We start from the raw sequence: 23,890 nt of genomic DNA, 5'->3' as shown, positions 1-23,890 counted from the left end.
CGGACCATCCCCGCGTGCGCAGGGACCACCCGTACATCTCCACCTCGCGCCCGAGGTCGTCCGGACCATCCCCGCGTGCGCAGGGACCACCCGTACATCTCCACCTCGCGCCCGAGGTCGTCCGGACCATCCCCGCGTGCGCAGGGACCACGTCGCCGCCGCCGTTTGCGCAGGTCGGGAGCGGGGACCATCCCCGCGTGCGCAGGGACCACCTCTGAGAACGACCCGAGAGCGCCTGGGCGGCGGGACCATCCCCGCGTGCGCAGGGACCACGGGCGTCCGGGGCGAACAGGCAGCCGTCAGCGCGGACCATCCCCGCGTGCGCAGGGACCACACTTGTTCACCTGCTGTTTTGTCCGGTCGGGGGGTCGGTTTCGTTCACTCGCTCTCGCCGTGTGCGGCAGCTCAACCGCCTTGCTGTCAGGGAATGTTACGGGCTAGGTGTGTTGTTCCGGGACGTTGGTGACACGCGTGCTGGGTGCTTGAACAGGTGAGGGCCTTCTGGTTTCGGTGTGGATTGCGAAGTCTGCACCGACGTCCAGGAGGCCCTCGTGTCCCACCGTAACGCCCCGCTGACTCCGACCGGCAGGCTGCGTCTGGCCCGGTGTGTCGTGGACGACGGCTGGCCGTTGCGCCGCGCGGCGGAACGCTTCCAGGTGAGCCACACCACCGCCGCCCGCTGGGCCGACCGCTACCGCCGACTGGGCGAGGCCGGGATGCAGGACCGCTCCAGCCGCCCGCACCACCAGCCGCGCCGCACGCCGGCCGAGGTGGAGGAGCAGGTGGTGCGGCTGCGCCGCGAGCACCGGATCGGGCCGGTGCGGCTGGCCGCCCGCTGCGGCATCGCCGCTTCCACCGTCCACCGCGTCCTCGTCCGGCACGGCCTGCCCGCTCTGGCCGCTTGCGACCGGGCCACCGGCGAGCCCGTGCGCCGCTACGAACGTGCCCGGCCCGGCGAACTCGTCCACATCGACGTCAAGAAACTCGGCCGCATCCCCGACGGCGGCGGCCACAAGGTCTTCGGCCGCGCGGTCGGCCGGGCCAACCAGGACCGCCGCAACGGCACCGGATACGCCTACCTGCACACCGCCCTGGACGACCACTCCCGCCTGGCCCACACCGAGCACCTTCCCGATGAGAAGGCCGCCACCTGCGCCGGCTTCCTGCAACGAGCCGCCGCCTGGTCCGCCACCCAGGGCATCACCATCGAACGGGTCCTGACCGACAACGCCTGGGCCTACACCAGGAACACCTGGCGCGGCACCTGCCGCCTCCTGGGCATCCAGCCGCGCTGGACCCGCCCCTGGCGGCCCCAGACCAACGGCAAAGCCGAACGCTTCCACCGCACCCTGCTCGAAGAGTGGGCCTACATCCGGCCCTACACCTCAGAAGCCCAACGGCAAGCGGCGTTTCCCGACTGGCTGGACTGGTACAACTACCACCGACCCCACACCGGCATCAGCGGCCAGACCCCCGCCAGCCACGTCACCAACCTACCGGGACAACACACCTAGGGCCTGTCTTCCGGGTCTTCGCGGGGCCACGACGCTCCCCCAGCCTGGCGGCTGGGAGGTGCCCCCACCGTACGAGCTGCGATCCGGCGCCCTGCGGCAGCGCATGGGGGTACCTCCCGGGCCCCCGAGGGGCCCGGGGGAGCCAGACGCCGCGGCCTGATCCTCCCCCGGACCGGCGTCCGGGAGGTGCCCCCACGATCCGGAAGACAGGCCCTAGCGGACCTCGGAGATCTCCGGGCCGCGGCGGAGCGAGTCCAGGCCGCCGGCGAAGCGGGAGACCGTGGCGCCCTCGGCGGCCTGCTCCTTCTTCACGCCGTCGGGGACCATCTGCGCGTCCTGCGGCAGCTTGAGGACGATCGGGTCGCGCGGCGCCATCGGCGCCTGGCCGCGGACCACGACGGTGTCCCGGAAGATCTGCTCCAGCAGGCCGGCGGCCTGCGGCTGGACCGCGCCCTGGCCGGAGATCACGCCGCGCAGGAACCAGCGTGGGCCGTCCACGCCCACGAAGCGCACGACCTGCATGCCGCGCTTGCCGTCGGGAAGCTGCACCGGCACCCGCGCGCGCAGCTCCCAGCCGAGCGGGCCCTCGATCTCGTCGATCACGCCGCCCTGCTGCGTGATGCCCGCCGCGATCTCCTCGCGGACCTCGGACCAGATGCCCTCGCGGCGCGGCGCGGCGAACGCCTGGAGCTGGATGGCGCTGTCCTTGACCACCACGGTGGCGGCGACGATGGCGTCCCCGGCGACCTCGACGCGCAGTTCCATGCCCTGCACTCCGGGCACGAACAGCCCCCCGAGGTCGACCCTGCCCTCGGACGGATTGCCGACCTCGCTCACGTCCCAGGGGCCGTCCGGCCGGGGCGCCGGCTCCAGCCTGACCCGGCGCACCTCCGCCTCGTCGGGCTCGTCGGCGGCCTCCGCCTCGGCGGTGGCCTCGACCGCGTCCTCTGGCTCCTCGTTCCGCTTACGACGACGTCCGAACACGTCATTGTCCTTTCCGGTCGGCAGTCCCGCCGGGACCGACCGCAGCATAGGGGTTGTGCGCCTCCGCGTGCCCGCCCGTCGAGCCGAAACCCCCCGTGGCCCGCGCCGAGCCCGGCAGCTCCGTGACCTCGTGGAAACGCACCGTCTCGACCCGCTGGACGACGAGCTGGGCGACCCGGTCGAATGGCTGGAACCGCACGGTCTCCCGGGGGTCCAGGTTGATCACGATGACCTTGATCTCCCCACGGTACCCGGCGTCGATGGTGCCGGGCGCGTTGACCATGGCGACTCCGCAGCGGGCGGCGAGGCCGGAGCGCGGGTGCACGAAGGCGGCGTACCCGTCGGGGAGGGCGATGGAAACCCCGGTGGGCAGGACCGCGCGCTCGCCGGGCGCCAGCTCGGCGGCCTCGGTGGTCACCAGGTCGACGCCCGCGTCACCGGGGTGGGCCCGGGTGGGGATCGGGACCGCGGGGTCGGTCCGCCGGATCAGCACGTCAACCGGGGCTCTGCTCAGGGCACTCACGATGCAGACCCTACCGCCGACGGCGGGAAGGGGAGGCGAGCCTGCCATGCTTGGCCCTATGAAGCCGTATGACGAGCGACTGACCGTTCCGCGGACCTGGTGGGCGATCGCCGCGTTGGGCGTCTTCCTGCTCGGGGTCTCGCTGGCCCCGCTCGGGGCGGTCCCGCTGCTGTGCGGGCTGGCGGCGGGGGGCGCGCTGGCCGGAGTGGCGCTGAGCACCTACGGCTCGGCGCGGATCCGGGTCGTGGCCGGCTCGCTGATCGCGGGCCAGGCCAGGATTCCCCTCGCCGCCCTGGGAGAGGCCCGGGCGCTCGACGCCGACGAGGCGCGCGCCTGGCGCACCCATCGTGCGGATGCCCGGGCTCATATGCTGCTGCGGGCCTATATTCCGACGGCGGTGCGGGTGGAGGTCACGGACCCGGACGATCCGACGCCCTATCTGTACTTGTCGACCCGCCGTCCCGACCGCCTGACCGCGGCCCTGGCCGCCGCCCGCACGGACGCGGCCTAGCCCGGTCCGGCGGGCCGGCGGTCACGCCGCGCAGTCGCGGCAGACCGGCTGACCGTCCTTCTCGCTGGCGAGCTGGGAACGGTGGTGCACCAGGAAGCAGCTCATGCAGGTGAACTCGTCGGCCTGGCGCGGCAGCACCCGGACGGACAACTCCTCGTTGGAGAGGTCGGCCCCGGGCAGCTCCAGGCCCTCGGCCTGCTCGAACTCGTCCACGTCGACCGTGGAAGCCGACTTGTCGTTCCGCCGGGCCTTCAGCTCCTCGATGCTGTCCTCATTGACGTCATCGTCGGTCTTACGTGGAGTGTCGTAGTCGGTTGCCATTTCGTTCTCCCCCTCCGGGTGTCTGTGGTATCTCCAGCGCACGTAACGCGCGGGGGGCCGGACTTTGTGCCCGACCCGAGGCGGAGATTTTGCCTCACATCAAGTGGTGTTACTCAATCGACACCCAACCGAACGCCTGAAGAGGTGATCATTCCGGCTGCCGATCGGGCCGCGGACCGGCGAAAACGCCTGCTACGACCCCTTTGGGCCCGCTTCCACGGGCCCGCGTATGCGATTGATCACATCTCCTTCTTTCCCGTCGCGGCCTGCCGTCAGACCGGAATCGCCACCCGCATGACGAGCCCGCCGGTCTCCCGCGGCTCGGCCACGACATAGCCGCCGTGGGCGCGCGCCACCGACCGGACGATGGACAGCCCGAGACCGACTCCCTTGTCGCTACCCGTGCGCTGGGTGCGCAGCCTGCGAAAGGGTTCGAACATGTTGTCGATCTCGTAGGCCGGCACCACCGGGCCCGTATTCTCCACCACGAGAACCGCCTGCCCTGGCCGGGCCTCCGTATCCACCCGGACCCAGCCGCCCTCGGGAATGTTGTACCGCACCGCGTTCTGCACCAGGTTCAGCGCGATCCGCTCCAGCAGCACCCCGTTCCCCTGGACGTGGACCGGCGGCCGGGCCCCCCGTATCTCCACGCCCCTGGCGTGGGCCTCGCCGCGGGTCTGCTCGACGGCCTGCCCGGCCACCTCGGCCAGGTCCACCGGCTTGCGGTCCACCAGCTCGTTCTCGCTGCGGGCGAGCAGCAGCAGGCCCTCCACGAGCTGCTCGCTGCGCTCGTTGGTCGCCAGCAGGGTGTTCCCCAGCTGGATCAGCTCGGCGGAGGCGTCCGGGTCGGAAAGCTGGACCTCCAGCAGGGTCCGGTTGATCGCCAGCGGGGTGCGCAGCTCGTGCGAGGCGTTGGCGACGAAGCGCTGCTGCGCGGTGAACGCCCGGTCCAGCCGGTCCAGCATCTCGTCGAAGGTGTCCGCCAGCTCCTTGAGCTCGTCGTCGGGGCCGTCCAGCTCGATCCGCCGGTGCAGGTCGGACCCGGCCACCCGGCGGGCGGTGCGGGTGATCCTGCCCAGCGGGGAGAGCACCCGGCCGGCCATCACGTAGCCGAAGGCGAACGCCGCCACCGCGAGGCCGAGGAGCGCGAGGAGCGAGCTGCGCAGGAGCTGGTCGAGGGCGATGGCGCGCTGGGTGCCGGTGCACTTCTCGAACCAGAGCGTGAACTCCTCCTTCGTCACCGACTCGGGCAGCGGGGGGCAGCCCTCCGAGACGATCGTCAGGTCCGTCTGCGGCTCGTTGAACTCAATGGGCAGGGCGGTGCCGCGCTCCAGGGCCTGGGCCGCCAGCAGATAGATGATCGTCAGCAGCACGACCCCGGCGATCAGGAACATCCCGCCGTAGAGCAGGGTCAGCCGGATGCGGATGGTGGGCCGGAACCAGCTGTGCGGCTGGTCCGTCTCCCGCGGGTCCCACGGCGGCTTCGGCGGGGCCGCGGGCATCGGCGGATTGGGCGGCCGGGAGGGGCCGGGAGGGGACGAGGCTGCCATGGCTCAGATCCGGTACCCCGCGCCGGGCACGGTGGTGATCACCGGCGGATTGCCCAGCTTGCGGCGCAGCGTCATCACGGTGACCCGGACCACGTTGGTGAACGGGTCGGTGTTCTCGTCCCACGCCTTCTCCAGGAGTTGCTCGGCCGAGACGACCGTGCCCTCGCTGCGCATCAGGACCTCCAGCACCGCGAACTCCTTGGGCGCCAGGTTCACCTGCCTGCCGTCCCGGAGGACCTCCCGGCGGTTCGGGTCGAGCCTGATCCCCGACCGCTCCAGCACGGGCGGCAGCGGGGCGGTGGCGCGGCGGCCGAGGGCACGGACCCGGGCGATCAGCTCGCTGAACGCGAACGGCTTCGGCAGATAGTCGTCCGCGCCGATCTCCAGGCCCTCCACGCGGTCGCTGACGTCGCCCGAGGCGGTCAGCATCAGCACCCGGGTGGCGCGCCCGCTGTCGACGATGTGGCGGCAGACGTCGTCCCCGTGGACCAGGGGGAGATCGCGGTCGAGGACGACCACGTCGTAGTCGTTGAGATCGACGCGCTCGGTCGCGGCGGCCCCGTCGTAGACCACGTCCACCGCCATGGCCTGGCGGCGCAGCCCGGTGGCCACCGCGTCAGCGAGCAATTGCTCGTCCTCGACGACGAGTACGCGCACGTCCTGTCCTTCCTCGTCAGACCCCGGGGCAGGACCCGCTGCCTGCCGCCCCCGTCCGTCCCATCCTGCCCCGGCCCCCCGTAAATCACCGGTAAGGGCCGGGCCCGCGGGGGCGGGCGACGACGGCCGCGGGGAGGCCGCGGGACCGGCCGGCGGTGAATTTTGTTGCGGACAGGTTTCCGCCGTGAGCGCATCGGGGAGGAAGCTCCACAACCCCGCGACCCACCCCTTGTAGGCGGTAAGCCGCCCTGCGCTGCCGACCTTTCCAGGGGGTCCGCTGTGGTCGCACCCACCCCCGGCACCCCCCAGTGCCGCCGATCGAAGACGAGGGGGCGCACCTTGGACGCGTTCACCGCTGGAATCCTGCAGCGCATCGAGAACACCGAGTCCGATCTGCACCGCGCTCGTGAGGCCGGAGATGTGTTCACGATGGACGTCGAGCAGGCCGAGCTGGACGACCTGCGCCGACTTGCCGCCGAGCTCGTCCAGGAGCGGCTGGAGCACGGCGAAGATCCCCGGGCTCGCGGCGACCGTCAGGTCGTTGCCCGGCCGCTGCCCGGGCCGGCCGCCGGTCAGGGCGCCGGCCTCGCGGGCGATGAGATCCCCGGCGGCCAGGTCCCAGGGCGCGAGGCCGCGCTCGTAGAAGCCGTCCAGCCGGCCGCCGGCCACGTCGCACAGGTCGACCGCGGCCGAGCCGGAGCGGCGGATGTCCCGGACCCGGGGGATCAGCCGCTGCGCGACGGCGGCCTGGGCGGAACGGACGGTGGCGACGTAGTTGAAGCCGGTGCCGATCAGCGCCTGGTCCAGCGGCGGCGAGGGGCGCGGGCGCAGCGGCTCGGGCGCGGCGTCCGGCCGCAGCCGCTCGGCGCCGCCGCCCAGCACGGCCCGGTAGGTCTCGCCGCGCATCGGCGCCTCGACCACGGCGGCCACCACCTCGCCGTCCAGCTCGGCGGCGATGGAGACCGCCCACGTGGGCAGGCCGTACAGGTAGTTGACGGTGCCGTCGAGCGGGTCGATGACCCAGCGCACGCCGCTGCCGCCGCCGCTGACACCACCGCTGACGCCGCCCTCCTCGCCGAGGAACCCGTCGTCCGGGCGCCGCTCCGCCAGGAAGCCGGTGATCAGCTTCTCGGCCGCGACGTCCATCTCGGTGACGATGTCGATGGGGCTGGACTTGGTGGCCGCCACGCCCAGGTCGGCGGGGCGGCCGTCGCGCAGCAGCCGGCCGGCCCGCGCGGCGGCCTCCTGGGCCAGCGCGAGCAGTTCTCCGGCGAGTCCGGCCGCGGCCGGGTCGGCGGCGGCTCGGTCGGACGTGGCGCGGTCGGACATGGTGGGGTGCTCTCCTGCTCTTCGTCGTGGCTCACGCGTACGGGCTGTCGGCGCCCGCGGCGGCGGGCTTGGGCAGGCGGCCCGGGCAGCAGCCCACCGGGCAGACGTCGTGGCAGGGGCCCAGCGCGCCGAGGGCCGGGCGCCGCGGGGTCTCGCCGCGCTCCTCGGCCGCGCGCTCCAGCACCAGGTCGCGCAGGGCCGCCACGAAGCGCGGATCGGCGCCGACCGTGGCGGACCGCTCGACCGGCAGGCCCAGCTCCTCCGCCGTCCCCCTGGCCTCGGTGTCCAGGTCGTACCGCACCTCCATGTGGTCCGAGACGAAACCGATCGGGACCATGACCACGCCCGGCACGCCCTTGGCGTGCAGGGCCCTGAGGTGGTCGGTGATGTCCGGTTCGAGCCACGGGATGTGCGGCGCGCCGCTGCGCGACTGGTAGACCAGCTCCCACGGGTGGTCGGTGCCGGTGGCCTCGCGCACCGCGCGGGCGACGACGCGGGCGGCGTCCAGGTGCTGGGCGACGTACGCGCCGCCCGCCGGGCCGTGGCCGACCGGGGGGCCCGAGGTCTCGGCGGCGGACTCCGGGATGGAGTGGGTGGTGAACGCCAGGTGGGCGCCGTCCCGCGCCCGCTCCGGTAGCCGGTCCAGGGCGGCCAGCACGCCGTCGGTCACGGTCTCCAGGAAGCCGGGATGGTTGTAGTAGTGCCGCAGCTTGTCGACGCGCGGCAGTTCCAGCCCCTCGGCCCGCAGCGCCGCCAGGGCCGCCGCCAGGTCCTCGCGGTACTGGCGGCAGCCGGAGTAGGAGGCGTAGGCGCTGGTGGTGAGGGTCAGGACGCGGCGGCGGCCGTCGGCGGCCATCTCGCGGAAGGTGTCGGTGACGTAGGGGGCCCAGTTGCGGTTGCCCCAGTAGACGGGCAGGTCCAGGCCGTGCTCGGCGAAGTCGGAGCGGAGCGCGGCGAGCAGGGTCCTGTTCTGCTCGTTGATCGGGCTCACACCGCCGAACAGGTGGTAGTGGGCGCCGACTTCGGCCAGCCGCTCGCGCGGGATGCCGCGCCCGCGGGTGACGTTCTCCAGGAACGGCAGGACGTCGTCCGGGCCTTCGGGGCCGCCGAAGGAGAGCAGCAGCAGGGCGTCATAGGGATGCGGGTCGATGGCGCGGTCCATGTCTCCGCATCCTGCCACCAACGGACCGCGTCCCGCCGGGTGCCGATCGCCGGTGCGCACGCCCCGCTCGCCCCGGATTCCCCCATTCGGCCGTATGCGCACACTCCCTGCACGTCATCCCCGCAAGTGGCTTCCGTCGCGTGGCGATAGGTCGGGTTTTGCGGCTTCTGGGCGCCTTGCGGCCCATGTCTGCCGCGGGCGGACACGCCAACTCCCTTGCCCGGCGAGCACTTCCCGGCGCGGCGCCCGCCCCGTTCAGGCCCTAATGGAGTAGTGTGAAGCTCCCTTGGTCCTGGTCCCTGCGGCCCACGCGTGCAGCGAAGCTCGCGCCGGTCACCGCACGTGGCAAAGTGGTGACTGTGCCATAACCGCGGCTCAAGACCATGGCCCGACACGCCGGGCAAGTCGGCAAGGTTGTGGCAGGCTGCGCCCGGGCAAGTCACACTCGTCTAGCGGGAGCAGCGACGTACGTGACGTCGGCAGGCACCACCGGGAGGTCCTCGTGCCCGAACTGCGTGTCGTGGCCGTGAGCAATGACGGCACACGCCTGGTGCTCAAGGCTGCCGACAACACGGAATACACGCTTCCCATCGACGAGCGGCTGCGCGCCGCCGTCCGGAACGACAGGGCGCGGCTCGGCCAGATCGAGATCGAGGTCGAGAACCATCTGCGTCCGCGCGACATCCAGGCGCGGATACGAGCCGGCGCGACGGCCGAGGAAGTGGCCCAGTTCGCCGGCATCCCCGTGGAGCGGGTGCGCCGCTTCGAGGGCCCGGTGCTGGCCGAGCGCGCCTTCATGGCGGAGCGCGCCCGCAAGACGCCGCTGCGGCGCCCCGGCGAGACGGCCGGGCCGCAGCTCGGCGACGCGGTCGCCGAGCGCCTGATGCTGCGCGGCGCCGAGAAGGACGCGGTGCGCTGGGACTCCTGGCGCCGGGACGACGGCACCTGGGAGGTGCTGCTCGTCTACCGGGTGGCCGGCGAGACGCACTCGGCGAGCTGGACGTACGACCCGCCGCGGCGCCTGGTGCAGGCCGTGGACGACGAGGCTCGTTCGCTGCTGGGCGAGACGGACGACACGCCGGAGCCGAGCACGCCGTTCGTGCCACGCATCGCCCGGCTGCCCCGGGAGGGCGACCGCCCGCCCGCGCCGCGCACGTCGAGCGAGAGCGACACCGACTCGCTCACCAGCCTGCTGGAGGCGGTCCCCAGCTTCCGGGGCGACCTGGTCGTACCCGAGCAGGCCGGGCCGCCGGCGGCCTCGGTCGCGGCCCCGGGCACCGGGGACGAGGCCGACGACGAGGAGGCGGCCCTCGGGGGCGCCGCGCCGGCGGCCAGCGCCGGGTCCACGTACGCGGACGTGCTCATGCCGCGCTCGGTGGGCGGCCACCGGGACCGCCTGACCGGCAGCACCGACCGCCAGGCCGAGGCGGACGGCGTCCGCCCCGGCCGCCGGGCGGCCGTGCCGAGCTGGGACGAGATCGTGTTCGGCACCCGCCGCAAGAAGAAGGACTGAGCGGACCGGAAAGGCCGGGCGGACCGGTCAGCCCGGCTCCGGGCCCCTGGCGACAGGGCGCCCGGGGTCGGCGGTCCACTCGCTCCACGACCCGGGGTACAGCGCCGCCTCGACGCCCGCCACGGCGAGCGCCAGCACCTCGTGGGCGCCGGAGACGCCCGAGCCGCAGTAGACGCCCACCTCGGCGCCCGGCACCGCGCCCAGCTCCGCGAAGCGCGCGGCCAGCTCCGCCGCCGGCCGCAGCCGTCCGTCCGGGCCGACGTTCTCCGTGGTCGGCGCCGACCGGGCGCCGGGGATGTGCCCGCCGACCGGATCGACCGGCTCCACCTCGCCCCGGTACCGCTCCCCCGCCCTGGCGTCGAGCAGCACCCCGGTCGTGGCCAGCCGGGCCGCCGCGTCCGCGTCCAGCACGGGCAGCGCCCCGGGCCTGGGCGTGAAGTCGCCCTCGGCCGGCGCGGGCTCCTCGGTGGTCAGCTCGCCGTCCCACGCGGCCAGCCCGCCGTCCAGCACCCGCACCCGCTCGTGCCCGGTCCAGCGCAGCAGCCACCAGGCCCGCGCGGCGCCCCAGCCCTGCCCGCCGTCGTAGACCACGACCGGGCGGTCGTGCGAGACACCCGCGCGGCGCATCGCGGCGCCGAAGACCCCGGGGTCGGGCAGCGGATGCCGGCCGCCGGGGCCGGGCGGGCCCGCCAGCTCGGTGTCCAGGTCCACGTAGACCGCGCCGGGCAGGTGGCCCCGCGCGTACGCGGGCCGGCCGGGCGGGCCGCCGAGCTGCCAGCGCACGTCGAGCAGAACGGGCCGCTCGTCCGGCGCCGTCCCGGGGCCGAGTGCGGCGGCGAGCCGGGCGGTGGAGATCATTGCTGTCATGGGGGCCATTCTCTCCGTATTCGGGGGGAGACTGGTCTGTACGAGTAACGGCAGTGGCGCGATGGTCCTACAGGAGAAGAGACGAGGATGACCGAAGCAGCGAGTCCGCCGGTTTCCGGAACGCACCGCTGGGTAAGTCTGATGGTCCACGACCTGGCCGCGAGCCAGGAGTTCTACCGCTCGTTGTTCGGCTGGGAGTTCGAGGAGGGGCCGGCGCAGCTCGGTCCGTATGTGCAGGCCGTCGTGGACGGCCGTCCGGTCGCGGGACTCGGTGAGATCGCGCAGGGGGTGCGGCGCCTGGTGGCGTGGCTGCCGTACATCGCCACGACCGACGCCGACGCCACGGCGATGCTGATCCGCGACTGCGGCGGCACGGTGGCGGTCGGCCCGCTGGAGGTCGACCAGGTCGGCCGGCTGGCCATTGCCGCGGACGTCGGCGGTGCCTCGTTCGGCGTCTGGCAGGGCGGGCCGCGCAAGTACGGCCCGATCCAGGGGCAGACGGGCGCCCCCTGCTGGAACGAGCTGATCGCCGCCGACACCTCGGGCGTCAGCAAGTTCTACTCGGTGGTCTTCGGCTACGACACGCTGCCCGTGCCCGGCGCGCCGGAGGACCTGGACTACCTGGCGCTGCACCTGGAGGGCCACAAGGTCGCCGGGATCCGCGGCGTGGGCGGCGCCGCCCTGCCGCACGACCGGGGTCCGCACTGGCTGACGTACTTCTCGGTGCCGGACGTCGACGAGGCCCTGCGCCGCGTCGCCGCCCTCGGCGGGCGGCAGCTCAGCGAGCCCGAGGAGTCGTCCTTCGGGCTGTGGGCCCGGGTCGCCGACCGGGAGGGCGCCCCCTTCGCGGTGCTCCGCCCCGCGCGGTCCTGATCACCGGCGGGCGGGTGCGGCCGGCCGCGGTCCTGGCCGACCGCACCGGCCCGTCTCAGGCCCTGGCCGTGCCGAGCTGCGGAGGCACGCCGTCGGCGGGCAGCACGTCCGGGGAGAGCGCTCCGGCGCCCGCCGCCGCGGCCGTCAGCCGGCGGCGGTGGTGCCGTCGGCACAGCACCTCGTAGCCGACCTCGCCGCGCGTACCGACATCGCCCACGACCACCTGCGCGCCCTCGACCACCATCCGGCCGCCGACCGTGCGCGCGTTGTGCGTGGCGCGCGCCCCGCACCAGCACAGTGCCTCGACCTGGAGCACCTCGACGCGGTCGGCCAGCTCGATCAGCCGCTGCGAGCCGGGGAAGAGCCTGGTCCTGAAGTCGGTGGTGATGCCGAACGCGTACACGTCGATGCCCAGGTCGTCCACGACCCGCGCGAGCTGGTCGACCTGCGCGGGCGACAGGAACTGCGCCTCGTCGGCGATCACGTAGTCCACGCGCCCGCCCGCCGTCAGGTGCTTCACCAGGTGGGCGTGGAAGTCGAAGCCCTCGTCGGCCTCGACGGCGTCGGTGACCAGGCCGAGCCGCGAGGACAGCCGGCCCTCCCCCGCCCGGTCGTTGCGGGTGAAGATCATGCCCGACAGGCCGCGGGCGGAGCGGTTGTGCTGGATCTGCAGGGCCAGCGTGCTCTTCCCGCAGTCCATCGTGCCGGAGAAGAAGGCGAGTTCAGGCAACGGTACGGGCTCCAGGTCAGGTTCGTACTTCGAGGAGCGGGACGAGCTGCTCGGCCGGGGTCACCGAGCCGTGCATGCCGACGAGGGCGGACTCGTGGGGCTCCGACGTGCTGGCGACGACGCAGGCGGTGCCGGTCATCGCCACCACCACATCACCGACGCGGGAGCGCACCCGCGGCTCCATCCCGGCGCCGGGCGGCCCGAACCAGCCCAGCTCCACGGCCTCGTCCCGGGTCACCACCCACGCGTGCCCGGCCAGCACCTCGCGCCAGACCGCGTACACGTCGGGCGCGGCACCGGGCACCGCGTACAGGTGGCGGGCGCGGCCCTCGCCGCCGAGGTGGGCGACCCCGGCCCGCAGCTCCCAGTCGTCGTCGAAGTCGAACCGGGCCTCGCCGGCCGACGCCACGTCGACCATGCCGTGGTCGGCCGTGATGTACAGCACCGAGCGGGGCGGCAGCTGCTCCGCGAGCCGCTGGGCGAGCCCGTCCACGTAGCGCAGCTCGCGCCGCCAGGCGTCGGAGTCCACGCCGAAGCGGTGGCCGGTGGCGTCCAGCTCCGCGTAGTAGGTGTAGACGAGAGCGCGGTCCGCGACGGCGAGGCGGCGCGCGGCGAGGTCCATGCGCTCCCCCGCGTCGAGGCGGCCGAGGAACGTGCCGCCGGAGAGCGCGACCCGGGTGAGCGGCGTGTGCTCGAAGTGCGGGGTGGAGACCTGGGAGGCGGCGACGCCCGCGGCGTGCGCGAGCTGGAAGACGGTGGGGTGGGGCTGCCACAGCCTGGGGTCCGTCCACGGGTCCCAGCGGAGCTGGTTCATCACCTGGCCGGAGGCCGGGTCGAGCACCTTGTACCCGGCCAGGCCGTGGGCGGCGGGGGCGAGCCCGGTGCCGACGGAGGCGAGCGAGGTGGCCGTCGTGGAGGGAAACCCGGCGGTGATCGGCTCGCCGGCGCCGGCCCGCGAGGTGGGCAGCAGGGAGGTGAGGAACGGGGCCGCCTCCGGGTGCGCGCGCAGCGCCTCCCAGCCGAGCCCGTCGACGAGGAAGAGGCAGACCCGGTCCGCGGGCGGCAGGCGCAGCCCGGAGGCCATGCCCGGGACCCCCAGACCGGCCGCGGCGGCGGGCAGCACGTCGGCCAGCGAGCCGGACCCGTACCGCGGCGCGGGCGCCCCGCGCGGGTCCAGCGGCTCGGGGTCCTGGTCGGGGGGCGGCGGGGCGTGCGACCCTCTGCCCGGCGGGGAGAGGGTCACCTCCCGGTCACCGCGGTGGCCTCGGAGAGGGCCTGGGCGAACTCCAGGGTCTGGCGCACCGTCTCGGGGCCGTCGCCCGCCTCGCTGATGCGCAGCGAGAGGTCGTCGGCGGTGGTCGAGCCCGTGTACCCGTGGTCGGCCTCGCAGTTGGGGTCGCCGCAGCTCGCGGGCTCCATGTCGATGCGGGAGACGGCGCCCCAGCCGATGGTCAGCACGACCTCCCGGGGCACGGTGCCCGGCACGTACGACTGGGGGTCGGCGACGACGCGGCTGATGACGACGGAGGAGATCCGGGAGAGCTTCACGGATTCCGTGGAGGTGGTGGCGTAGGGCGCGGGCGCCGTGCTGTCGGCGGACTGCTCGTCGGTGTGGCTGACGATGAAGCGGGTGCCGGTCAGCACGAGGACCGTGGCGTGCCGGCGCACCTCGTTGCTGTCGAAGGTCGTCTCCTGGTGGACCAGGAAGGAGACGACGGGCTCGCGGCCCACGGCAGCCTCCACCGCCTCGGCGACCAGCGCGGGGTAGTACCCACTGCGCTCGATCGCCTCCCGCAGCCCCTGGGACGTCGTACCGGTCTTCGCCATGCGCCCCATCCTAAGGGGCGGCCCGGACCCCGGAGGAGTCGTCGGCGGTCAGTACGCGGGGAGCCGACGCGGGCCCAGATCCGCGCGCGGGGGCGGCGGCGCCACCCACACCGTCGCGGCCAGCGCGGTCGCGCCGCGCGGGGCGACGACGACCGGCTCCAGTTCGACCGCGGAGATCTCGGGCCGGTCGTCCACCAGGCGTCCGAGGCGCAGCAGCAGCTCCTCCAGCGCGGCGGTGTCGACCGGGCGGGCGCCGCGCCAGCCGAACAGCATGGGGGCGGCCCGGATCGAGCGGACCAGTTCGGCGGCGTCCCGGTCGGTGACGGGCAGCAGCCGGTGAGCGAGGTCGCCCAGCAGCTCCGAGGGCGGTCCGGCCAGGCCGAAGGAGAGGACGGCGCCGATGGCCGGGTCGACGGCGGCCCGCACCACGGTGTCCACGCCGCGGGGCACCATCGCCTGCACGACGGGCTGCAGCTCGGCGGGGTTCCCGAGCTGCCCGGTCAGCTCGGCGTAGGACCGGCGCAGCTCGGGCTCGGTGGCGATGCCGAGCCGGACGCCGCCCAGGTCGGACCGGTGCCGCAACCAGGGGGCCGTGGTCTTCAGGGCGACCGGGAAGCCGATCCGGCGGGCCGCCGCGGCGGCGGTGTCCACGTCGGGGGCGGGCAGCGCGGGCTGGACCGGGATGCCGTAGGCGCCGAGCAGGAGGCGGGTGCGCTCCTGGCCGAGGGCGGTGCCGGGCAGGGCGCCGCCGGGCTCGGGCGGCACGGCGGCAGCGGCCGGGGCGGCGGGAGCGGCGGGGCCGACGACGTCGGCGAGCAGCCGGGCGGCGACCTGCTCGTGGATGTCGTCGAACTCCGGGACGCGGCCCGGTTCGGCGGCCCGGGCGCGCCACTCGGCGTGCCGGACGGCCTGGGCCAGGGCGCGGACGGCCCGCTCGGCGGAGGGGTAGGCGGGCATGCCCTGGGCGTTGAGGGCCGCGGCCAGCTCCTCCAGGGCGAGGTGGGTGACGACGACGGGCTTGTCGGCCTTGGCGTCGGCCACGGCCAGGTGCAGGGCGGCCATCAGGTCGAGGTCGTGGGTGACCCGGGTGTCCTCCCCGACGATGGGCAGCGCGGTGACCACGACGGCGTCCACGCCGGGGTCGGCCAGTGCGCCGGACAGCGCCCGGTGGTAGTCGGCGGGCGTCGCGCCGGGGCCGAGGCTGGCCAGCGGCAGCGGGCGCAGCCCCTGGGCGCGGCAGGCGTCGTGGGCGATCAGGCCGAGGGCCTCGGCGTTGCCGACGACCGCGACGTTCGGGCCCCGGGGCAGCGGCTGGCGGGCGAGGAGGAGCCCGGTGTCGACCAGTTCCACGGCGGTGTCGGCCTCGATCACGCCGGCCTGGCTGAGCAGGGCCGAGACGGTGCCCTCGGGGGCGTGACCGGCCGGCACGGCGTGACCGTGCGGGGGCGCGCCGCCGCTGTGCCGTCCGCCGCGCACCACCACGACCGGCTTGCCCGCGGCGGCGCTGCGGCGGGCGACGCGGGTGAACTTCCGCGGGTTGCCCACGGATTCCAGATACATGAGGACGACATCGGTGGCCGGGTCCTCGTACCAGTACTGAAGGGCGTCGTTGCCGGACACGTCGGCCCGGTTGCCCGCGGAGAGGAAGGTGGACAGACCGGCGCCGCGCCGCTCCAGCTCGTCCAGGACCGCGATGCCGATGGCGGCGGACTGGGTGAACAGGCCGATCCGCCCGGCGCTGGGCAGGCGCGGGGCGGGGCTGGCGTTGAGCCGGACGGCGGGCGCGGTGTTGATCACACCGAACGCGTTCGGTCCGATGATCCGCATGCCGTACGAGCGGGCCAGGTGCACCAGCTCGCGCTGCTCCTCGCGGCTGTGCCCGGCGGCCAGCACGACCAGGCCCTGCACCCCGTGCTCGCCGCACTCGGCCACCACCTCCGCGACCCGGTCGGCGGGCACGGCGAGGACGGCCAGGTCGACGGGGGCGGCGATGTCGCGCACCGAGCGGAAGGCGGGCACGCCCTCCAGCACGGTCCGGCCCGGGTCGAGGGCGGCGTTGACCGCGTACACCTCGCCGGTGAAGCCGCCGCCGAGCAGCCCGGCGAGTACCGTCCGCCCGGCCCCGCCGGGGCGGCGGCCGGCGCCGATGACGGCGACGCTGCCGGGGGCGAGCAGCCGCTGCACGGACCGGGCCTCGGCGCGCTGCTCCCGCGCGCGCATGACGGCGACCGACTCGGCGGTGGGCTCCAGGTCGAGGGTGAGGTGGACGGAGCCGTCCGCGAAGGAGCGGCGCTGGGAGTAGCCGGCGTCCGTGAACACCTTGATCATCTTGGTGTTGGCGGGCAGCACCTCGGCCTCGAAGCGGCGGATGCCGCGCTCCCTGGCGACGGCGGCGATGTGTTCGAGGAGGGCGGAGGCCACGCCCCGGCCCTGGTGGGCGTCCTGCACGAGGAACGCGACCTCCGCGCGATCGGCGCCGCCGGAGGCGGGTCGCCCCTCCTCGTCCACGCGGTCGTAGCGGACGGTCGCGAGGAACTCGTCGCCGACGGTGGCGGCCAGGCCGACCCGGTCCACGTAGTCGTGGTGGGTGAAGCGGTGCACGTCGCGGGCGGACAGCCGGGGGTGGGGCGCGAAGAACCGGTAGTACTTCGACTCGTCGGACACCCGCTCGTAGAAGCTGACCAGGCGGTCGGCGTCCGCCGGGGTGATGGGCCTAATGTGCGCGGTGCCGCCGTCGCGGAGCACCACGTCGGCCTCCCAGTGGGCGGGGTAGTGAGGCTGGGCGGGCGTCCGCATGGGTTCAGCGTACGGTTGACCCTGTCCGGACGGCAGCGTCGCGCACCGTCCGCGACGACCGCTCGCGAAACTGAACCACCCCGGAGGGCAACACCATGGCCGAGCGCCGCGTCTCCATCGGCTGGGCCGAAGGGCTGCACGCCCGTCCCGCCTCGATCTTCGTCCGTGCCGCGACCGCCACCGGCGTGCCGGTGACCATCGCCAAGAAGGGCGGCACCCCCGTGAACGCCGCCTCCATGCTCGCCGTGCTGAGCCTGGGTGCCGAGGGCGGGGAGGAAATCGTCCTGGCTTCCCAGGCCGACGACGTGACGGCCGCCGAGGCCGCGCTCGACCGGCTGGCGAAGCTCGTTTCCGAGGGCCTTGAGGAGCTTCCGGAAACAGTGTGAAAAAATTGTTCGCACCGCCCGGGAATTCTGGGCAGCAGAATTCCCGGGCCGGATTTCCCCGAGGGAATTCCCAGCCCTTTTCCTCAGGTGTATACGGTCGCTGTTAAATCTGGCCGCGAACCGTGTTTACGGCAGGTTTCGGGCTTCTCACAGCGACCGAACGGAACTGCCGGCGGGCGGGCGTCGCCCGTTCGAGCTGGGCCGCCGACAGGGCCCGCGCCCGCTCCGCGTCGCCGCGCGCGATGGCGTCCACCAGGGCGCCCCGCTCCTGCCAGACGACCACGGCACGGGAGACCGGCTCCGCCGCGTACAGCCAGGTGATCTTGCGCCGCAACTGCACCAGCAGGGACGTGAGGCCCGGGCTGCACGTCGCCTGGGCGACCGTCTCGTGGAACCAGTCGCCCAGCGACCGCAGGTCCGCCTCCTGGCCCTGGCCTGCGCGCTGGCGCCCGAGCCGGACGAGCCCGCGCAGCACCTTCAGATGCGCCTCCGTGCGCCGCTGCGCCGCGCGCGCCGCGCCCAGCGGCTCCAGCAGCGCCCTTATGTCCAGCAGGTCGGCCGCCTCACGGTCGCCGAGCTGCGCCACGCAGGCGCCGGCGTGCCGCCGCGAGACGACGAAGCCCTCGGACTCCAGCGTGCGCAGCGCCTCGCGCACCGGGACCCGGGAGACCCCGTACCGCTGCGCGAGCTGCTCCTCGGCCAGCCGGGTGCCGGGCGGCAGGACTCCGCCGACAATGTCGTCACGGATCGCCGTGCATACCGTGTGCGCGGAGATACGCATGAACAAACCCCCACAGACATAGCCGGCTTCAGCCCTGTTGCATTACTACCGGGTCACTAGCCCGAACTGTATGGCAAAAAACCCGGCATGCCGATAGCGCCCCCCGAAAAGCCACCGATTTTCGGCCGTAAACGTGGAAGCCGTACACGGGTACGGCCGCGAATACCGACGACCGCGAGCCCCGGGCGGGCGTGCCCGGGGCTCGCGCCGACTGCCGTGCGCCGGTCAGCCGCCGATGACCGTGACCTCGCCGATCCCGAGGTCACGGACCGGCCCGGCGATCTGCTCGGCGTCCCCGACGAGCACGGTCACCAGCCCGTCGGCGGGCAGCGCCCGGACCACCGCCGCGGACGCCTCCACCGTGCCGGTCTCGGCCAGCCTCGCGTACAGCCGCGCCTGGAAGTCGTCCGGCAGCTCCTCCTCGACCTGGTCGGCCAGGGTGCCCGCCACGGCCCCCGCCGTCTCGAAGCTGAGCGGCGCCACGCCCACCAGGTACTGCACGGCGGCGTCCCGCTCCTCGTCCGTCAGGCCCTCGGCGGCCAGCGTGCGCAGCACCTGCCACAGATCGGCCAGCGCCGGGCCGGTCACATCGGTCGCCACCGAGCCCCGGATGCCCAGCAGCGCCAGGCCGGTGCCGTCCGCGCTGGAGCGCAGCACCTGGCTGAACGCGCGGATGCCGTACGTGTAGCCCTTCTCCTCGCGCAGCACGCGGTCCAGCCGGGAGGTGATCGTGCCGCCGAGGCAGTAGATGCCGAGCCGCCGCGCCGGATAGACCGGGTCGTGCCGGTCGGGGCCGATCCGGCCGATGAGGAGCTGCGTCTGCACCGCGCCCGGGCGGTCCACGACGACGACGCGCGGGGTGTCGTTGACGGCGGCCGGCGACCAGACGGGCGGCTCGGCGGCGGACCCGGTCCACGCGCCCAGGGTGTCCTTCAGCACCGCGTCCAGGTCGATGCCGGTGAGGTCCCCGACGACCACGGCGGTGGCCGCGGCGGGCCGGATGTGCGCGTCGTAGAAGGCGCGCACGGCCTTGGCGTCGATCCGCTCCACGGTCTCGGCGCTGCCCTGCCGGGGCCGCGACATCCGGGACTCGGCCGGGAAGAGCGTCGCGTACATCGCCATCGCCGCGCGGCGGCCGGGGTTGGCCAGCTCGTGCGGGATCTCGTCCAGGCGGTTGCGCACCAGCCGCTCGACTTCGCTGTCCGCGAAGGCGGGGGCGCGCAGGGCGTCCGCGAGGAGTCCGAGGGCCTTCGTCAGCCGGGAGGCCGGGACCTCCAGCGAGACCCGCAGGCCGGCGTGGTCGGCGTGCGCGTCGAGGGTGGCGCCGCAGCGCTCCAGCTCGGCGGCGAACTCCTCGGCCGTGTGCTTGTCGGTGCCCTCGCTGAAGGCGCGGGCCATGATCGTGGCCACGCCCTCCTGCCCCGGGGGCTCGGCCTCCAGCGGCGCGGTCAGGTTCATCTCGACGGCGATGACCCGCTGGCCGGGCCGGTGACTGCGCAGCACGGTCAGCCCGTTGGGCAGGCCGCTCCGCTCCGGCGCCGGGAACGCCCACGGCCTGGGCTCCCCGCCCGCCGGCCGCGGGTGGAGTCGCATGGTGGTGGCGTCCGTCACTGATCCGCCCCTTCGGTCTCGGAGTCGGTCGACTCGGTGGTCTCGCCGGAGCTGTCGGCCGGCCCGGTCGGCTCGTAGACGAGCACGGCGCGGTTGTCCGGGCGGAGCTGGGCGGCGGCCACCGCCCGCACCTCCTCGGGGGTCACCTCCAGGATGCGCCGCACCGCGCTGAACGCCAGCGTCGGGTCGCCGAAGAGCACGGCGTACTTGCACAGTTCGTCGGCCCGGCCGCCGACCGTGGCCAGCCGGTCCAGCCACTCGCGCTCCAACTGGGCCTGGGCGCGCTCCATCTCCTCCGGCGTCGGGCCCTCCTCGGCGAACCGGGCCAGCTCCTCGTCCAGGGCCGCCTCGATGTCCGCGATCTCCGCGTCGCCCGAGGTCTTCACGTCCAGCCAGCCCATCGAGGGCGCGCCGGCCAGCCGCAGCAGGCCGAAGCCGGCCGAGACGGCCGTCCGGTCGCGCCGCACCAGCCGGTTGTGCAGGCGGGACGACTCGCCGCCGCCCAGCGCGGTCAGGGCCAGGTCGGCGGCGTCGGCCTCCCGGGTGCCGTCGTGCGGCAGCCGGTAGGCCGCCATCAGGGCGCGGGCCGGGACGTCCTCGCGGACCACCTCACGCAGCTCCTCGCCGATGATCAGCGGCAGGGTGCCGTCGCGGGGCGGGCGCTTGCCGTCGTGGGCGGGGATCGGCCCGAAGTACTTCTCGGCCCAGGCCAGGACCTGCGCCGGGTCGATGTCGCCGACGACCGCCAGGACCGCGTTGTTGGGCGCGTAGTAGGTGCGGAAGAACTCCCGGGCGTCCTCCAGCGAGGCGGCGTCGAGGTCGGCCATGGAGCCGATGGGGGTGTGGTGGTAGGGATGCCCGTCGGGGAAGACCATGGCGGTCAGCTTCTCGAACGCCGTGCCGTAGGGGACGTTGTCGTACCGCTGGCGGCGCTCGTTCTTGACGACGTCGCGCTGGTTCTCCATGGACTCCTCGTCCAGCGCCGACAGCAGCGTGCCCATGCGGTCCGCCTCCAGCCACAGGGCCAGTTCGAGCTGGTGGGCGGGCATGGTCTCGAAGTAGTTGGTGCGTTCGAAGCTGGTCGTGCCGTTCAGCGAGCCGCCGGCTCCCTGGATGAGCTCGAAGTGCCCGTTGCCCTTCACTTGGGCCGAGCCCTGGAACATCAGGTGCTCGAAGAGGTGCGCCAGTCCGGTGCGGCCCTGGACCTCGTGGCGGGAACCGACGTCGTACCAGAGGCAGACGGCGGCGACCGGGGTGAGGTGGTCCTCGGAGAGCACCACGCGCAGCCCGTTGGCCAGTCTGTGCTCGGTGGCGGTGAGCACACCGGCGGTGTCCTGCGGGATGGCCGTGTGGCCCATGGGCATGAGGTCCCTTCGCTCGGACGGTCGAGGTCTACGTCACCTTATGCAAGGTGAGCCCGGGTGTGCGAAGTTCCCGGTTGTCAGCGGGGCGGTCCACAATGGTCGCCAGCAACCCCGCCCGCCGCACGAAGGAGCCTGCCGCGATGGCCCGCCGCAGCACGAAGTCCCCGCCTCCCGAGCAGTTCGAGGAGCGCATCCTCGACATCGACGTCGTCGACGAGATGCAGGGCTCCTTCCTGGAGTACGCGTACTCCGTCATCTACTCCCGGGCCCTGCCGGACGCGCGGGACGGGATGAAGCCGGTGCACCGCCGGATCCTGTACCAGATGCACGACATGGGGCTGCGGCCCGAGCGCGGCTACGTGAAGTGCGCGCGCGTCGTGGGCGAGGTGATGGGCAAGCTGCACCCGCACGGTGACACGGCGATCTACGACGCGCTGGTGCGGATGGCGCAGCCGTTCTCGATGCGGGTGCCCCTGGTGGACGGCCACGGGAACTTCGGTTCCCTGGGGAACGACGACCCGCCCGCGGCCATGCGGTACACGGAGTGCCGGTCGGCCCCCGCGGCCGGGCTGATGGTGGAGTCGATCGACGAGGACACCGTCGACTTCGCCCCCAACTACGACGGCAGCGAGCGGGAGCCGGTGGCGCTGCCCGCCGCCTATCCGAACCTCCTGGTGAACGGGGCGAGCGGGATCGCGGTCGGCATGGCGACGAACATGCCGCCGCACAACCTGACGGAAGTCATCGCGGCGGCCCGGCATCTGATCCGCCATCCCAACGCCGACCTGGCGGCGCTGATGCGCTTCGTGCCCGGCCCCGACCTGCCGACGGGCGGTCAGATCGTCGGTCTGGACGGCATCAGGGACGCGTACGAGACGGGCCGCGGCACGTTCCGGATGCGGGCCACGGTGACGGTGGAGAAGGTCAGCGCGCGGCGGCGCGGGCTGGTGGTGACGGAGCTGCCGTTCACCGTCGGCCCGGAGAAGGTGATCGCCAAGATCAAGGACCTGGTCAACGCCAAGCGGCTGCAGGGCATCGCGGACGTCAAGGACCTCACCGACCGGGAGCACGGGCTGCGCCTGGTCATCGAGGTGAAGAACGGGTTCAACCCGGAGGCGGTCCTCGCCCAGCTCTACAAGCTGACGCCGATGGAGGAGACCTTCGGCATCAACAACGTGGCACTGGTGGACGGCCAGCCGCTGACGATGGGCCTCAAGGAGCTGCTGGAGGTCTATGTCGACCACCGCTTCGAGGTGGTGCGGCGGCGCAGCGAGTTCCGCCGGGGCAAGCGGCGGGACCGGCTGCACCTGGTCGAGGGCCTGCTCGTCGCGCTGCTCGACATCGACGAGGTCATCCGGCTGATCCGCTCCAGCGACAACGCGGCGGAGGCCAAGGAGGCCCTGATCGCGCGCTTCGGGCTCTCCGAGACGCAGACGCAGTACATCCTGGACACCCCGCTGCGGCGGCTGACCCGGTTCGACCGGCTGGAGCTGGAGGCGGAGCGGGACCGGCTCACGGTCGAGATCGAGGAGCTGACCCGGATCCTCGACTCGGACGCGGAGCTGCGGAAGCTGGTCTCCTCGGAGCTGGCCGAGGTCGGCAAGAAGTACGGCACGCCGCGCCGTACGGCGCTGCTGGAGTCCGAGGGCGACCGGGCCGAGGCGGTGCCGCTGGAGGTCTCCGACGACCCCTGCCGGGTGCTGCTGTCCTCGACCGGGCTGCTGGCCCGCAGCGCGGACGGCGACATGGCGTTCGCGGAGAGCGGCAGGAGAGGCAAGCACGACGTGATCGTCTCGGCGGTGCCGACCACCACGCGGGGCGAGATCGGCGCGGTGACGTCGGCGGGCCGGCTGCTGCGGATCTCCGTGGTGGACCTGCCGCAGCTCCCGCACAGCGCGTCGGCGCCCAGCCTGGCGGGCGGGGCCCAGCTGTCGGAGTTCCTGTCGCTGACGGCGGACGAGCGGGTGGTGTGCCTGACCACCCTGGACGAGTCCTCGCCGGGCCTGGCGATCGGCACCGAACAGGGCGTGGTGAAGCGGGTGGTGCCGGACTACCCGGCGAACAAGGAGGAGCTGGAGGTCATCTCCCTCAAGGAGGGCGACCGGATCGTGGGCGCCGCCGAGCTGCACACGGGCGAGGAGGACCTCGTCTTCATCACCAGCGACGCGCAGTTGCTGCGGTACCCGGCCGCGCAGGTGCGTCCGCAGGGCCGCCCGGCGGGCGGCATGGCGGGCGTCAAGCTCGCCGAGGGCGCGCGGGTCATCTCGTTCACGGCCGTCGATCCGGCGGGCGACGCGGTGGTGTTCACGGTGGCGGGCGGCAGCGGCACGCTGGACGACTCGCTGGGGACGGCCAAGCTCACGCCGTTCGACCAGTACCCGCGCAAGGGGCGGGCCACGGGCGGGGTGCGGTGCCAGCGGTTCCTGAAGGGCGAGGACCGGCTGACGTTCGCGTGGGCCGGGGCGGCGCCGGCGAGGGCGGCGACGGCCGCCGGGGCCCCGGTGGAGCTGCCGGAGCCCGATCCCCGCCGGGACGGCTCGGGGACGCCGCTGGCGAAGGCGATCGCGGTCGTCGCGGGTCCGGTGTAGCGG

The 23,890-nt window shown here is 73.8% G+C and carries 20 protein-coding genes and 1 pseudogene; 6 read left to right on the top strand and 15 right to left on the bottom strand.

What is annotated here, in order from left to right:
• The first annotated feature begins 551 nt into the window (after positions 1 to 551).
• On the top strand, positions 552 to 1,514 hold the full coding sequence (locus ACSNOC_RS11535) for an IS481 family transposase (protein ID WP_436747252.1): 963 nt from the start codon (positions 552 to 554) through the stop codon (positions 1,512 to 1,514).
• A gap of 213 nt (positions 1,515 to 1,727) precedes the next feature.
• Here ACSNOC_RS11535 and ACSNOC_RS11530 read toward each other — a convergent pair whose 3' ends face one another.
• Together ACSNOC_RS11530 and dut are read right to left on the bottom strand one after the other, a co-directional pair.
• Entirely contained in the window at positions 1,728 to 2,498 is a 771-nt protein-coding gene (locus ACSNOC_RS11530; RefSeq protein ID WP_436747251.1) for a DUF3710 domain-containing protein, read from the bottom strand.
• A 1-nt stretch (position 2,499) separates the two neighbouring features.
• The gene (dut, locus tag ACSNOC_RS11525; protein ID WP_436747254.1) at positions 2,500 to 3,012 is read right to left on the bottom strand and encodes a dUTP diphosphatase; all 513 of its coding nucleotides are present in this window, start codon (positions 3,010 to 3,012) and stop codon (positions 2,500 to 2,502) included.
• 67 nt (positions 3,013 to 3,079) lie between these two features.
• On the opposite strand from dut, the gene ACSNOC_RS11520 reads away from it, so the two are divergent.
• Positions 3,080 to 3,532, top strand: coding sequence for a DUF3093 domain-containing protein (locus tag ACSNOC_RS11520; RefSeq protein WP_436747250.1), 453 nt, complete (start codon positions 3,080 to 3,082; stop codon positions 3,530 to 3,532).
• A gap of 21 nt (positions 3,533 to 3,553) precedes the next feature.
• On the opposite strand, the gene ACSNOC_RS11515 is transcribed toward ACSNOC_RS11520, so the two are convergent.
• The 5 genes and pseudogenes from ACSNOC_RS11515 to ACSNOC_RS11495 form a co-directional block, all read right to left on the bottom strand.
• A complete protein-coding gene (locus ACSNOC_RS11515) occupies positions 3,554 to 3,853 on the bottom strand; it encodes a DUF4193 domain-containing protein (protein WP_059011443.1) in 300 nt (99 codons plus the stop codon).
• Between the two features lie 272 nt (positions 3,854 to 4,125).
• Complete coding sequence (locus tag ACSNOC_RS11510; RefSeq protein ID WP_436747249.1) at positions 4,126 to 5,355, bottom strand: sensor histidine kinase; 1,230 nt, start codon at positions 5,353 to 5,355, stop codon at positions 4,126 to 4,128.
• A 51-nt stretch (positions 5,356 to 5,406) separates the two neighbouring features.
• Positions 5,407 to 6,060, bottom strand: a complete 654-nt coding sequence (locus tag ACSNOC_RS11505; RefSeq protein ID WP_436747253.1) for a response regulator transcription factor — start codon at positions 6,058 to 6,060, stop codon at positions 5,407 to 5,409.
• A gap of 474 nt (positions 6,061 to 6,534) precedes the next feature.
• Positions 6,535 to 7,389, bottom strand: a pseudogene (locus tag ACSNOC_RS11500) (inositol monophosphatase family protein); the annotation flags it as partial.
• A gap of 31 nt (positions 7,390 to 7,420) precedes the next feature.
• A complete protein-coding gene (locus ACSNOC_RS11495; protein WP_436747248.1) occupies positions 7,421 to 8,551 on the bottom strand; it encodes a ferrochelatase in 1,131 nt (376 codons plus the stop codon).
• 502 nt (positions 8,552 to 9,053) lie between these two features.
• Between ACSNOC_RS11495 and sepH the strand changes: the two genes are divergently transcribed.
• Entirely contained in the window at positions 9,054 to 10,064 is a 1,011-nt protein-coding gene (gene sepH / locus ACSNOC_RS11490) for a septation protein SepH (RefSeq protein ID WP_436747247.1), read from the top strand.
• A gap of 27 nt (positions 10,065 to 10,091) precedes the next feature.
• Here sepH and ACSNOC_RS11485 read toward each other — a convergent pair whose 3' ends face one another.
• Positions 10,092 to 10,931 carry a sulfurtransferase gene (locus ACSNOC_RS11485; RefSeq protein ID WP_436747246.1) on the bottom strand — a complete coding sequence of 280 codons (840 nt, stop codon included), beginning with the start codon at positions 10,929 to 10,931 and terminating at the stop codon, positions 10,092 to 10,094.
• A 141-nt stretch (positions 10,932 to 11,072) separates the two neighbouring features.
• Between ACSNOC_RS11485 and ACSNOC_RS11480 the strand changes: the two genes are divergently transcribed.
• Positions 11,073 to 11,804, top strand: coding sequence for a VOC family protein (locus tag ACSNOC_RS11480; RefSeq protein WP_436747245.1), 732 nt, complete (start codon positions 11,073 to 11,075; stop codon positions 11,802 to 11,804).
• A 55-nt stretch (positions 11,805 to 11,859) separates the two neighbouring features.
• Here ACSNOC_RS11480 and ACSNOC_RS11475 read toward each other — a convergent pair whose 3' ends face one another.
• Genes ACSNOC_RS11475 through ACSNOC_RS11460 form a run of 4 tightly spaced genes read right to left on the bottom strand, consistent with a single transcriptional unit; the run spans position 11,860 to position 17,157 of the window.
• On the bottom strand, positions 11,860 to 12,534 hold the full coding sequence (locus ACSNOC_RS11475) for a thymidine kinase (protein ID WP_436747244.1): 675 nt from the start codon (positions 12,532 to 12,534) through the stop codon (positions 11,860 to 11,862).
• Positions 12,535 to 12,550: 16 nt separating this feature from the next.
• A complete protein-coding gene (locus ACSNOC_RS11470) occupies positions 12,551 to 13,777 on the bottom strand; it encodes an alkaline phosphatase family protein (RefSeq protein WP_436747243.1) in 1,227 nt (408 codons plus the stop codon).
• On the bottom strand, positions 13,774 to 14,361 hold the full coding sequence (locus ACSNOC_RS11465; protein ID WP_326596149.1) for a DUF5998 family protein: 588 nt from the start codon (positions 14,359 to 14,361) through the stop codon (positions 13,774 to 13,776). Before ACSNOC_RS11465 ends, ACSNOC_RS11470 begins: the two co-directional genes overlap by 4 nt.
• A 48-nt stretch (positions 14,362 to 14,409) precedes the next feature.
• Positions 14,410 to 17,157: a bifunctional acetate--CoA ligase family protein/GNAT family N-acetyltransferase gene (locus ACSNOC_RS11460; protein ID WP_436747242.1), complete on the bottom strand. Its 2,748-nt coding sequence runs from the start codon at positions 17,155 to 17,157 to the stop codon at positions 14,410 to 14,412.
• Between the two features lie 95 nt (positions 17,158 to 17,252).
• Here ACSNOC_RS11460 and ACSNOC_RS11455 point away from each other — a divergent pair, with 95 nt between their 5' ends.
• The gene (locus ACSNOC_RS11455) at positions 17,253 to 17,543 is read left to right on the top strand and encodes an HPr family phosphocarrier protein (RefSeq protein WP_436747241.1); all 291 of its coding nucleotides are present in this window, start codon (positions 17,253 to 17,255) and stop codon (positions 17,541 to 17,543) included.
• Positions 17,544 to 17,646: 103 nt separating this feature from the next.
• Here the strand turns inward: ACSNOC_RS11455 and ACSNOC_RS11450 are convergent, their stop codons facing one another.
• From ACSNOC_RS11450 to ACSNOC_RS11440, 3 genes are all read right to left on the bottom strand, one after another.
• Positions 17,647 to 18,324 (bottom strand): GntR family transcriptional regulator, encoded by a 678-nt coding sequence (locus tag ACSNOC_RS11450; RefSeq protein ID WP_436747240.1) that lies wholly within the window; start codon positions 18,322 to 18,324, stop codon positions 17,647 to 17,649.
• Between the two features lie 225 nt (positions 18,325 to 18,549).
• Positions 18,550 to 19,917, bottom strand: a complete 1,368-nt coding sequence (locus ACSNOC_RS11445) for a M16 family metallopeptidase (RefSeq protein ID WP_436747239.1) — start codon at positions 19,915 to 19,917, stop codon at positions 18,550 to 18,552.
• A gap of 14 nt (positions 19,918 to 19,931) precedes the next feature.
• Complete coding sequence (locus ACSNOC_RS11440; RefSeq protein WP_436747238.1) at positions 19,932 to 21,299, bottom strand: M16 family metallopeptidase; 1,368 nt, start codon at positions 21,297 to 21,299, stop codon at positions 19,932 to 19,934.
• 140 nt (positions 21,300 to 21,439) lie between these two features.
• On the opposite strand from ACSNOC_RS11440, the gene ACSNOC_RS11435 reads away from it, so the two are divergent.
• Positions 21,440 to 23,887, top strand: a complete 2,448-nt coding sequence (locus ACSNOC_RS11435) for a DNA gyrase/topoisomerase IV subunit A (RefSeq protein ID WP_436747237.1) — start codon at positions 21,440 to 21,442, stop codon at positions 23,885 to 23,887.
• Positions 23,888 to 23,890: the final 3 nt, after the last annotated feature.

Origin of the sequence: Streptomyces sp. URMC 129 (assembly GCF_051386415.1) — a bacterium.
In the GTDB taxonomy this organism is placed as follows: Bacteria; Actinomycetota; Actinomycetes; order Streptomycetales; family Streptomycetaceae; genus Streptomyces.
This window is presented reverse-complemented; position numbering and strand designations above follow the sequence as displayed.

Bases quoted from the DNA above. Each gene is read 5' to 3' on its own strand.
- ACSNOC_RS11520 (WP_436747250.1), top strand. From the start codon at position 3,080: ATGAAGCCGTATGACGAGCGACTGACCGTTCCGCGGACCTGGTGGGCG.
- ACSNOC_RS11515 (WP_059011443.1), bottom strand. From the start codon at position 3,853: ATGGCAACCGACTACGACACTCCACGTAAGACCGACGATGACGTCAAT.
- ACSNOC_RS11510 (WP_436747249.1), bottom strand. From the start codon at position 5,355: ATGCCCGCGGCCCCGCCGAAGCCGCCGTGGGACCCGCGGGAGACGGAC.
- ACSNOC_RS11495 (WP_436747248.1), bottom strand. From the start codon at position 8,551: ATGGACCGCGCCATCGACCCGCATCCCTATGACGCCCTGCTGCTGCTC.
- ACSNOC_RS11485 (WP_436747246.1), bottom strand. From the start codon at position 10,931: ATGACAGCAATGATCTCCACCGCCCGGCTCGCCGCCGCACTCGGCCCC.
- ACSNOC_RS11480 (WP_436747245.1), top strand. From the start codon at position 11,073: ATGGTCCACGACCTGGCCGCGAGCCAGGAGTTCTACCGCTCGTTGTTC.
- ACSNOC_RS11465 (WP_326596149.1), bottom strand. From the start codon at position 14,361: ATGGCGAAGACCGGTACGACGTCCCAGGGGCTGCGGGAGGCGATCGAG.
- ACSNOC_RS11460 (WP_436747242.1), bottom strand. From the start codon at position 17,157: ATGCGGACGCCCGCCCAGCCTCACTACCCCGCCCACTGGGAGGCCGAC.
- ACSNOC_RS11455 (WP_436747241.1), top strand. From the start codon at position 17,253: ATGGCCGAGCGCCGCGTCTCCATCGGCTGGGCCGAAGGGCTGCACGCC.
- ACSNOC_RS11450 (WP_436747240.1), bottom strand. From the start codon at position 18,324: ATGCGTATCTCCGCGCACACGGTATGCACGGCGATCCGTGACGACATT.
- ACSNOC_RS11445 (WP_436747239.1), bottom strand. From the start codon at position 19,917: ATGCGACTCCACCCGCGGCCGGCGGGCGGGGAGCCCAGGCCGTGGGCG.
- ACSNOC_RS11440 (WP_436747238.1), bottom strand. From the start codon at position 21,299: ATGCCCATGGGCCACACGGCCATCCCGCAGGACACCGCCGGTGTGCTC.
- ACSNOC_RS11435 (WP_436747237.1), top strand. From the start codon at position 21,440: ATGGCCCGCCGCAGCACGAAGTCCCCGCCTCCCGAGCAGTTCGAGGAG.